The sequence below is a fragment of the Mesorhizobium sp. B3-2-1 genome (assembly GCF_006439515.1).
In the GTDB taxonomy this organism is placed as follows: domain Bacteria; phylum Pseudomonadota; class Alphaproteobacteria; order Rhizobiales; family Rhizobiaceae; genus Mesorhizobium.
Window position 1 is genome coordinate 48,302 of sequence record NZ_VFTI01000040.1, and the last position, 6,203, is coordinate 54,504.

The 6,203-nt window shown below is 61.2% G+C and carries 8 protein-coding genes; 7 read left to right on the plus strand and 1 reads right to left on the minus strand.

The window, feature by feature from the left end; translation table 11 throughout:
• A complete protein-coding gene (locus FJW08_RS29025; RefSeq protein ID WP_140813305.1) occupies nt 1-228 on the minus strand; it encodes a DUF680 domain-containing protein in 228 nt (75 codons plus the stop codon).
• Nucleotides 229-693: 465 nt separating this feature from the next.
• Here FJW08_RS29025 and FJW08_RS29030 point away from each other — a divergent pair, with 465 nt between their 5' ends.
• The 7 genes from FJW08_RS29030 to FJW08_RS32765 all read left to right on the plus strand — a co-directional run.
• On the plus strand, nt 694-1,611 hold the full coding sequence (locus FJW08_RS29030) for an MBL fold metallo-hydrolase (RefSeq protein ID WP_140813306.1): 918 nt from the start codon (nt 694-696) through the stop codon (nt 1,609-1,611).
• Between the two features lie 455 nt (nt 1,612-2,066).
• Nucleotides 2,067-2,852 (plus strand): alpha/beta hydrolase, encoded by a 786-nt coding sequence (locus tag FJW08_RS29035; RefSeq protein WP_140813307.1) that lies wholly within the window; start codon nt 2,067-2,069, stop codon nt 2,850-2,852.
• Between the two features lie 56 nt (nt 2,853-2,908).
• Nucleotides 2,909-3,667 (plus strand): SDR family oxidoreductase, encoded by a 759-nt coding sequence (locus FJW08_RS29040; protein ID WP_140813308.1) that lies wholly within the window; start codon nt 2,909-2,911, stop codon nt 3,665-3,667.
• Between the two features lie 140 nt (nt 3,668-3,807).
• A complete protein-coding gene (locus tag FJW08_RS29045; RefSeq protein WP_246682650.1) occupies nt 3,808-4,155 on the plus strand; it encodes a cupin domain-containing protein in 348 nt (115 codons plus the stop codon).
• Nucleotides 4,156-4,257: 102 nt separating this feature from the next.
• Entirely contained in the window at nt 4,258-4,695 is a 438-nt protein-coding gene (locus FJW08_RS29050) for a CBS domain-containing protein (RefSeq protein WP_140813310.1), read from the plus strand.
• A 190-nt stretch (nt 4,696-4,885) separates the two neighbouring features.
• Nucleotides 4,886-5,950 (plus strand): alpha/beta hydrolase, encoded by a 1,065-nt coding sequence (locus tag FJW08_RS29055; protein WP_140813311.1) that lies wholly within the window; start codon nt 4,886-4,888, stop codon nt 5,948-5,950.
• A 61-nt stretch (nt 5,951-6,011) separates the two neighbouring features.
• Nucleotides 6,012-6,203 (plus strand): hypothetical protein (locus tag FJW08_RS32765; protein WP_210241227.1); only part of this gene is annotated, 192 nt, incomplete at its 3' end.

Consider the following 6,203-nt stretch of genomic DNA (forward strand, 5'->3'; position numbering starts at 1 on the left):
TCAGTGGCCCCAAATGCCCTGGCCGGGTTCGCGGGTGGGAGCCGCCGGCTTGAGCACGGTTTGCGGCATGCCGGCACCATTGCCAGTCTTCTTGGTCGAGAAGACATGCATGTAGTCAGTGGCAGTTGCAGGCTGCTGATCTCCGCTCGGTTCATAGTGGTCGCTTCCGGCAGATGCCACTCCTGCTGAAACAACAAGAGCAGTGCAAGTAAGGGTGATGATTTTCATTGGGTGACTCCTGTCTTGAGTTCTTTGATAATTAGTACTCCAGCACGATAAACGCCGCGCATTTGCTAATCGACCAGACGAGATGACTGTCTAGGCAGCACAAATGGATCGGGATGTGTAGGCAAAAGTTTAGGGGATGACGTTGTTTGCAAGAGCAGGATTTTCGGCCGCGCCGGACTTGCTCGTTCGGACCAGCGTGCCGACCAAGACGTGCCTAAAACGCTATGTCGGGGGCGCGCCGACTGCATCATAGCCGTTTGCGGGAGATCACCGATGCTCTCAACGGGTCCGGCATAGACCTTCGCATGGCGAAACCGACGCTTCCGTTCGATGGCCGCGCGGGCCGATGCGGTGCAACTTCCTCCACCGACGCCAGTGGGTCGATGGAGGCGCGTGCCAACCCATGGGACCAGCGGCGGAGGTGGCCGATACGGCCGTGGATAAGGCGATCAGCAGGAGACAAACATGAGCTTGGACAACACCTCACACCCCGGTAGACCGGGGTCCGACGAGTTGGTTCCGTCGCGTTACGCGCTGCGGGTCGGCGAGATTGAAGTAATGGTGGTCAGCGATGGAGTACTACCGATACCAGCCCCGGTTATGGCATACAATGTCGACCCGGCCGTCCGGGCGGCCTGGCTGGAGGACATGTTCCTGCCGCCGGAAATGCTCGAGTGGCCGCTGAACGTGATCGTGGTGCGTAGCGGCGGCCGGACCATACTCGTCGATGCCGGGCTGGGGATGGACCCGGACTTGCACTTGCCGCAGGCCGGGCGGTTGGGCCAGCGGCTGGAGGGCGCCGGCATCGATCTCGCATCCGTGACCGACGTGGTGCTTACCCACATGCACATGGACCACATTGGCGGGCTGCTCGTCGACGGGGTGAAGGACCAGCTGCGTCCGGATCTGCGGATCCACGTGGCAGCCGCCGAGCTCAAGTTCTGGGAGTCGCCCGATTTCTCTCGGGTCTCAATGCCGCAAGGATTCCCGGACGCACTTCGGCGGACGGCCAAGCGGTTCGTGAACGAGTACCATAACCAGTTGCGGCCGTTCGAAGATGAATACGAGGTCGCGCCGGGGGTGGTCGTTCGTCGCACCGGCGGCCACACCCCCGGACACAGCGTGGTCCGCCTCGCGTCAGGCGGCGACCGGCTGACGTTCGCGGGCGATGCTGTGTTCCAGGTCGGGTTCGACCGCCCCGACTGGCACAACGGCTTCGAACATGATCCCGAAGAGGCGGCCCGCGTCCGCATCAGCCTCTTGCGGGAGTTGGCGGCGACCCGCGAGCCCCTGGTGGCCACTCACCTGTCGTTCCCATCCGTCTGCCACGTCGCGGTCGACGGCGACGCCTTTCGTTGCGTACCGGCCGTCTGGGATTACTGACCGCCTGTCGGGTTAATGCACGTCGCGCAAAAGTGACCCCGGTTTCGCAGACATACATCGAACAAAAACTTAGAGCGCGTCGCGTGAATCCGTTCGACGCGACGCGCTCCAAAACCGCCGCTCCGATGTCGTCGAGGATCATGGCGACGGCCCGCTTGAAGTGTGAACTCTCTTCGCCAGAGACCTTCGGCGCCAGGCTATGAAGAATTACAGCGGAAATCCGCTGGCCAGCGGCCGCGATTCCTGTTCCGGCTTCTGCCGGCCTTCCACACCAGCGATAAATACCTCATTGCGAAGCACGGGAAATCGGGCCTCGTCCCGCGGGTCCCGTCCCCTGATGGCCTACCCTGTACCTTGGCATCGGATGACAGACCCTTCCGTAGAATAGCCGCGCGGGTCGGGTCGTCGCATTTTCCTCCTCACTGGTCACGACAGGCCATAAAGGAGAAAAGCAAATGCCAAATATCACTGGAATCCTGGCGCTCACCGCGGCGCTTGCCGTATCGAGCAGCGCGATGGCCCAGACCGCGGGTTCTCAGTCCAAGCCGACGATCGTGCTGGTGCATGGCGCCTTCGCCGAGTCGTCAAGCTGGGATGCAGTCATCTCAAAACTCAGCGCCGACGGTTATACAGCGATAGCCGCAGCCAATCCGCTCCGCAGCGTCGCGAGCGATGCGGCGGCGGTCTCAGCCATCGTCCGGTCGGTCTCCGGGCCGGTCGTGCTGGTGGGCCATTCCTATGGCGGGCCTGTCATCACCGAGGCGGCCAATGGCAATGCCAATGTGAAGGCCTTGGTCTATGTGGCGGGATTCGCGCCGGATACCGGCGAATCGAGCCTCACGCTTTCCAGCAAGTTTCCCGGCAGCACCTTGGGGAGCGCAATTGTCCCAGTCGCATTGCCCGACGGCGGACAGGATCTCTTCATTCAGCCGGCCAAGTTCCGCGCCCAGTTCGCCGCCGACGTCCCGGAAGAGCAGACTTTGCTCATGGCGGCCACTCAACGCCCCGTTACGCAGGCAGCTCTGGCTGAGGTTTCGGGCGTCGCTTCGTGGAAGGTTCTGCCGTCCTACATGATCTATGGCTCGGATGACCGTAATATCCCGCCAGCCGTCATGAGCTTCATGGCGAAGCGCGCGCACGCCGTAAAGACCGTCGTCATCGAGGGTGCATCCCACGCTGTGATGGTCTCGCATCCCGGCGAGGTCACCTCGCTGATCGAGGATGCGGCATCGGCACAGTGAGCAGCTGGCCGGAACGCCATCCGTTCTATCGAACAGGCAAAACTAGGAGCATAGACATGAAAATCGTCGTCATCGGCGGAACCGGGCTGATCGGCTCAAAGACAGTGGAGAGGCTACGAAACAAAGGACATGACGTGCTTGCGGCTTCACCGAACTCGGGAGTCAACACCGTCACGGGCGAAGGCCTGGCCGTCGCGCTTGCGGGCGCGCAGGTCGTCGTCGATCTCGCGAACTCGCCGTCGTTCGAGGAAAAGGTTGCCATCGAGTTCTTCGAGACGGCCGGGCGAAACCTCTTTGCAGCCGAAACGGCAGCTGGCGTGCGTCATCACGTTGCGCTGTCGGTCGTCGGCACCGACCGCCTGCAGGGCATGGGTTATTTCCGCGGCAAGATGGCTCAGGAGAGGCTCATCAAAGAGTCGGGAATTCCCTATACGATCGTTCACGCGACGCAGTTCTTCGAATTCACGGCCGCTCTCGCAAACACAGGCGCGGTTGGGGATACCATCACTATGTCCCCGGCGTATTTCCAACCGATGGCGGCCGACGATGTCGCTGACGCGATGGCGGACGCCGCGCTTGCCGCGCCACTGAACGGCATGATCGAAATTGCCGGTCCGGAGCGCGTGCGTCTCAGCGAACTTGTCGGGCGGTTCCTGAAGGCTACCAAGGACCCTCGCAAACTGGTCGTGGATCCTCACGCGCTCTACTACGGCGCAGTGGAAATTGACGATCGAACGCTCGTCCCCGGCGAGAATGCGCGCATCGGCTCGATACACTTCGACGATTGGCTCAGCCGGTCTGCGCAACAGAAATAAGCAGTCAGAAGAAGGGAACGCCGAGCTCATCTCAAGCAGATCGGCTGTCTCTCCCACTCATTCTTGCAAACTGGAGACAAGACATGCTCAATACGTTCCTCTGCGCGGCGGCATTCACCACCGCTTTTATTCCCGCAGCCATGGCCCATGACGATGCAAGCGTGAAGCTTGTCTACGACCACGTTCTTCCAAATGTGCCTGGCAAGAGCATGAAAGCCGTGCTTGTCGAGTACGAGCCGGGCGGTACATCGCCGGCCCACACCCATCCGAATTCCGCGTTCATTTACGCGACAGTTCTGGAGGGGGCGATCCGAAGCCAGGTCAACGATGGACCCGTAACGACATATCGCGCCGGCGAAAGTTTCTCTGAATTTCCGGGCGACCATCATTCCGTCAGCGAAAACGCGAGCAAGACGGAACGCGCTCGCCTGCTTGCGATCTTCGTCGTCGATACCAGCGAGAAGGAATTGACGATTTACGGGAAATGAATGCGGGGCGCTTCCGGCGGATTTCCGGCCAAACTCCGCAACCATGCCTAAACTGAAAGCTATCCTTCGGCTACGGCCGCAAGGCGCGCCCAGGAGGACGTCATGCGCATCGACAGCCTGCATCCAGTGACATCGGCGCGCCTCATGGTGATCGACGTGGACGCTACGGCGCGGAATGCCGCGCTGTCACTTTCCAATCCGGCCATAGGCCTGGTCATCGTTTGCCATGGCAGTGGGGAGGCAGCAGGGGTGTTGAGCAAGTCCGACCTCGTGCGTCACCTGGCGAATTCGGGACCGGCGGAAGCCCCCGTATCGACATTGATGAGCCGGGCTCTCGTCTCGTGCGGTCCCGAAGATGACGTTCATTCGGTCTGGCAGATCATGGTCGCACAACGGCTTCAGAACATTCCGGTTCTCGGCGCCGGCTCGAAACCGCTTGGCATTCTCGATATCCGCGATGCGATGAAGGCGCTCTTCGAACAAGAGGAACTCCAGGATCGGCTGCTCGCCAGCTATGTCGGCGGTATTGGCTACCAATAACACTGGGCAGGGCCGCCGGTCTCGCGGCGGCCTGTTCAAAATGAACCACCCAATTGGGATCGCACGCGCGGCGCAGCGCGATTCCAATGCTTGAATCGATAAAGCCGCCGTCGGATCGGCGTAATACGTCCTCCTTAGGTCGATGCTGAGGTTCCTCCTTGTCGGTCATCGCAATCACAAAGGCTTCATCATGGATAAGAGCAAGTCTTCCGAGACGATCGACCATAGTCGCCGCCGCATTGTTGGTGCCGCGGCAATGACGTTCGCCGCCACCGAGTTTGGCTTGAATGTCCCGGTAAGCATGGCGGCCACTTGGACGAGCCAGGCACCGGCGTCCGCGACGCAGGCGGCGCACAAATCATTCCGCGCGCTCAAGCAGGTCAATGCCGGGGCGCTGAACGTCGGATATGCGGAGCTAGGGCCCGCCGACGGCGCACCCGTCGTCCTGCTCCATGGTTGGCCATACGATATTCACACCTACGTCGACGTCGCGTCCATGCTTGCCTCAGAAGGGTATCGCGTGATTGTGCCTTACGTGCGCGGCTATGGCACGACACGGTTCCTGTCGGACGAGACGATGCGCAACGGCCAGCAGTCGGCGCTCGCCACAGATGCAATCGCCCTGATGGACGCGCTGGGGATCGAAAGAGCCACGATCGCCGGCTGCGATTGGGGTGCCCGGACGGCGAACGTCCTTGCTGCGCTCTGGCCCGAACGTTGCAAAGCGATGGTCTCGGTGAGCGGCTATCTCATTGGCAATCAGCAAGTCGGCACGCTGCCGTTGCCACCCAAGGCGGAGCTGCAGTGGTGGTACCAATATTACTTCGCCACGGACCGCGGTCGTGCCGGCTATGAGAAATACAGGCGCGATTTCGCCAAACTCATTTGGCAGCTCGCTTCGCCGAAGTGGAATTTCGATGATGCCACCTTCGAGCGCAGCGCAGCGGCCTTCGACAATCCGGACCATGTCAGCATCGTGATCCACAACTACCGCTGGCGGCTCGGGCTTGCTGAAGGCGAGCCGAAATACGATGATCTGGAAAACCGGCTCGCCCAAGCCCCAGTCATTGCCGCGCCCACCATCACCCTAGAAGGCGACGCCAATGGCGCGCCGCATCCGGGCGCCAGTTCCTACGCCAAGAAGTTCTCCGGCAGATATTCGCACAGGGTCATCAGCGGCGGCATCGGACATAATCTGCCGCAGGAATCTCCGCGAGCCTTTGCCGACGCAGTAATCGAAGCCGACCGCTACTGACTGCCAACCTACGCCTCAGAGGTTGGCTTTCCGGGCCTCCGTGAACCCAGGAGTGGGCTGTATGGGTATGTCGCTGTCGCATTCCCGACTCAATTTGGCGCCTACCTTCGACGAGTTCTTTCTCAGCTCGTCGGCGAGCTATCGCGCGACCGCCGAGGCCAATCTTCTCGATGGAATGCAGCGAGGGAAGGAGCGCGTTTCGTTTCCGGAACTCGGCAATGACTGCTGTCGCGATCGGCAACCCGTGATCGCC